This window comes from Terriglobus sp. YAF25, assembly GCF_052113305.1.
Taxonomy (GTDB): Bacteria; Acidobacteriota; Terriglobia; order Terriglobales; family Acidobacteriaceae; genus Terriglobus.
On the sequence record NZ_JBFRCY010000483.1, the window covers coordinates 1 to 3,613 of the forward strand.

Below are 3,613 nucleotides of genomic sequence, written 5' to 3' on the forward strand. Positions count from 1 at the left end.
CCACGGAACTGATCAAACTCATGCCGGATGCAATGCTCTGGACCTACGTCCCAGGTCAACCGCAACTGGCAGGGCGGTCGCCGCAGCAAGTCGTTTTGGACTTCCACCCGAACCCGGCTTTTCATCCGTCCGGCATGGCCCAGGCCGCCCTTGGCTCCCTTGAGGGCCGCATCTGGATCGATTCGCAGAGCCATCACATGATGCGCATGGAGGGCCATATCTTTCGCGATGCCAACCTCGGATGGGGCCTGATCGCAAAGATCTATGCGGGCGGCAACCTCGAGCTCGATCAGCGCGATTTTGGCAACGGGCTCTGGACCTACAGCCGGCTCACCATGGACATCACGGTGCGTGAAGTGTTGGTACATACCGTCAGGGTGAAGTCGCTGTTTGAGGCAACAAATGTGAYGCCGATGCCCAAAGCACTCTCCTGGCAGGACGCCATCAAGGTGCTTCTTACCGCTCCCCTGCGACCATAGAGCCGCCGCAAGAGTGGGAGGCCAGCCTACAAAGCGTGTTCCTAGGGTGTATCGACAAATTCGGAAGGAGTAGAGTCTCGTTGCCCCATTCTTCGCGGTTTTATCGCGAAGGGTGGGGTATCGCGCTTCGCGAGACCGTATTTTGATCTTTCAGACGATGATGCAGGAAAGGTCGGATGAGTACTCGGGATAGTGAAGACCGGGCCCATGTCCCCGAGGGACACCACCCCAACGAACAAGTTCGTTGGGGACCCCGGACATGGGGCACCCGATGCATGGGATATCTCGAATTTGTCGATACGTCCTAGCTATTTCGTGATTCGTTCTTCGCGGACGGTAAGCTTTCGGATGAGGTCGGCCTTCACCTCAAAGCCGCGGCCCGGCGTTGTCGGCACTACGATCTCACCAGTGCTGCTTACTTCGACTGCCGGCTCGATGATGTCTTCTGCCCAATAACGCTTGGAGGCGCTTACATCACCCGGAAGCCGGAAGTTCTCCAGCGACGACAATGCGATGTTCTGTGCGCGGCCAATGCCGGTCTCAAGCATACCGCCGCACCACACCGGAATCCCTCGCTCCGCCGCGACGTTGTGGACTGCAATCGCTTCGCTGAAACCGCCCACACGCCCGACCTTGATGTTGATAATGCCGCAGCTTCCCATGTCGATAGCCGCCAGGGCATCGCGCCGGTTGCGAATGGACTCATCCAGGCAGATGCGTGTCTTCAGGCGTGACTGCAGTTTTGAGTGGAAGTAGAAGTCGTCGTACCAAAGCGGCTGCTCGATCATGAGCAGGTTGAAACGGTCCCATGCGGCGATGTGATCGGAATCTTTCACCCGGTAAGCCGAGTTCGCATCGCAGCTCAGCAGGATTTCCGGCCAGCGCTTGCGAACCATCTCGAAGATCTCTACGTCCCAGCCCGGCTTACATTTGAGCTTGATACGCTGATAGCCTGCGGCGAGCTCCGTCTCGATCTTTTCCATCAGCTTCTCAGGCGTGGGCTGAATACCGATGGAGACACCGCAGGGAATCTTCTCGCGCACGCCGCCAAGCAGCTGGGCCAGAGGAACCTTCTTCAGAATCGATTCCAGCTCCCACACGGCGTTTTCCAGAGATGCCTTCGCCATGCGGTGTCCGCGAACCTGCTTCAACAGATCGGGCACTTTACCGCCGTTTTCGATCTCAACGCCTACCAGTCGGGGCGCCAGCTCCGTCTTCGCGATGATCCAGGCTGTATCGATCATCTCGTCTGAGAAGTAAGGGTGCTCTCCGGCGACGCATTCGCTCCAGGCCGTTGCTCCCTCGGCCTGCAGCTCTACGAGCATGATGCGACGCATCGTAGTCAGCCCGAAGCTGGTTTCAAACGGGTGAGCCAGAGGCATCTGGATCTCGCGCAACACTATGGCATCAATCTTCATTCGTCTCTCGTTTCCTTCTAAATCACTTGATCTTCGTCCCAGCGGCCCATCAGGAATCTGCCAGTCCCCTCCGCATCGCGGTCATAGCCGATCACCGAGAGCCCGTGCGCAAACGCAGCCTGCAGCGCCTCGCGGTTCGCGGCCTGCACGGCGGCTGCCTTATCGCGATCCGCTCCGTTTGCCTTCCACTCATAGATAGCAGCAGGCACCTCCACGGTGCGTTCGATCTCCATTCGAGGTTTCCCGCCGGCGAGGACAGTCTTGACGCGGTCGCTCTTGAGCCACCATTCGGCGTACAGACGGTCAGTGGGGAGACCTCCCTGCAACGGCGAGGTGGAAGAACCGTAGAAGTCGGCCTTATACCGTCTGGAAATGGCGCCCAGCTTCGTGATGTTGAGGTAGGCATTTTTGATCTCCAGTGGATCGTAGGTCCACTCCATCAGATCGAAGCCTTTGGCCAGAGCGCCGTCGCGCTGGGCGAGTTTGAGACGGCGGCCGATGCCGCCGTTACGGTACTCGGGCAGAACGGCCAGCATATGCGAATGAAGATAGCTGTGTCCGTTGCGGAAGCCTGGCAGGCCCATGGCGAAGCCGATCATGCGTTCACCATCATAGGCCCCGAGCACCTGCCCTCCGATGCGGTACGCGACGAGGAAAACGCGGCGCGGGACCAGGTCCTGCTCCGAGTAGTTCCATACCTTCAATTGCAGATCGACACACAGGTCGAACTCACTGAGCTCTGACAGCTCGCGGATCACGATCYCCGTACTCAAGCCTTCTTTGCCTCCGCCCACAGCTCTTCGAGCCGGGTTGGCGAGAGGCCCTCCAGGGAGCCTCCCGCGGACTGTTCCATGGCCGCAAATCGCGCACGGAACTTTGCATTTGCCAGGCGCAGCGCCTGCTCGGCATCTACCTTCAAATGCCGCGCAAGGTTGACTGCGGTAAACATCAGGTCGCCAAACTCTTCTTCTACCTTCGCACGATCTCCCGCAGCCACCTCCGCTGCGAGCTCCCGCGACTCCTCTTCGATCTTGCCGACAAGCCCCTGTACGTCCGGCCAGTCGAAGCCGACCTTGGCAGCCTTCGAGCCCAGCTTGGCCGCTTCGACGACAGCCGGCATACTGCGAGGCACCTCGCCTAGCAAACCGCCCTCACGAGCCTTTCCGGCCTTTTCTTCCTTCTTGATGGCCTCCCAGTTGCGGAGGACAGTATCGGCATCGTCGGCCGTCACCTCGCCGAAGATGTGAGGGTGCCGCCGGATGAGCTTGGAGTTCAGGCCATCCACAACTTCGGCGATTGAGAAGTAACCGGCCTCTTCCGCCATCTGCGCGTAGAAAAGCACCTGCAGCAAAAGATCACCGAGCTCGTCTTTGAGCTCCGGCCAGGAGCGTCGTTCGATGGCGTCGAAGACCTCGTAGGTCTCCTCCAGCGTGTGCCGCTTGATCGTGTCGAAGGTCTGCTCGCGGTCCCAGGGACAGCCATCCGGGGCTCGCAACTGCGCCATGATACCCACCGCCTCAGCGAACCGTGCCGCCGCCAGGTCCGGGGTCTTGTTCGAATCCATGGGTTAAGCATAACGAACGGAGACTGGGCAGGAGCATGTCATCCAAATCCATCAGGCACGCCCTGGGGTCGTGCTACCATCAACCCCATCGTGTCCACACCGACCAAGACGCGCATTTCGCCCTGGGCTTTGCTGCTGCTTCTGCCCTACCT

At 59.6% G+C, this 3,613-nt stretch carries 4 protein-coding genes; 1 reads left to right on the forward strand and 3 read right to left on the reverse strand.

The window, feature by feature from the left end; translation table 11 throughout:
• Nucleotides 1–479, forward strand: a 479-nt coding sequence (locus AB4043_RS18425) for a hypothetical protein (RefSeq protein WP_442307734.1), incomplete at its 5' end; no start/stop codon positions are given.
• A 308-nt stretch (nucleotides 480–787) separates the two neighbouring features.
• On the opposite strand, the gene menC is transcribed toward AB4043_RS18425, so the two are convergent.
• Genes menC through mazG form a run of 3 tightly spaced genes read right to left on the reverse strand, consistent with a single transcriptional unit; the run spans nucleotide 788 to nucleotide 3,461 of the window.
• The gene (menC, locus tag AB4043_RS18430; protein WP_442299937.1) at nucleotides 788–1,897 is read right to left on the reverse strand and encodes an o-succinylbenzoate synthase; all 1,110 of its coding nucleotides are present in this window, start codon (nucleotides 1,895–1,897) and stop codon (nucleotides 788–790) included.
• Between the two features lie 17 nt (nucleotides 1,898–1,914).
• Nucleotides 1,915–2,670: a GNAT family N-acetyltransferase gene (locus AB4043_RS18435; protein ID WP_442307735.1), complete on the reverse strand. Its 756-nt coding sequence runs from the start codon at nucleotides 2,668–2,670 to the stop codon at nucleotides 1,915–1,917.
• A complete protein-coding gene (gene mazG / locus AB4043_RS18440; protein WP_442299939.1) occupies nucleotides 2,667–3,461 on the reverse strand; it encodes a nucleoside triphosphate pyrophosphohydrolase in 795 nt (264 codons plus the stop codon). Before mazG ends, AB4043_RS18435 begins: the two co-directional genes overlap by 4 nt.
• Nucleotides 3,462–3,613: the final 152 nt, after the last annotated feature.

Bases quoted from the DNA above. Each gene is read 5' to 3' on its own strand.
- mazG (WP_442299939.1), bottom strand. From the start codon at position 3,461: ATGGATTCGAACAAGACCCCGGACCTGGCGGCGGCACGGTTCGCTGAG.
- menC (WP_442299937.1), bottom strand. From the start codon at position 1,897: ATGAAGATTGATGCCATAGTGTTGCGCGAGATCCAGATGCCTCTGGCT.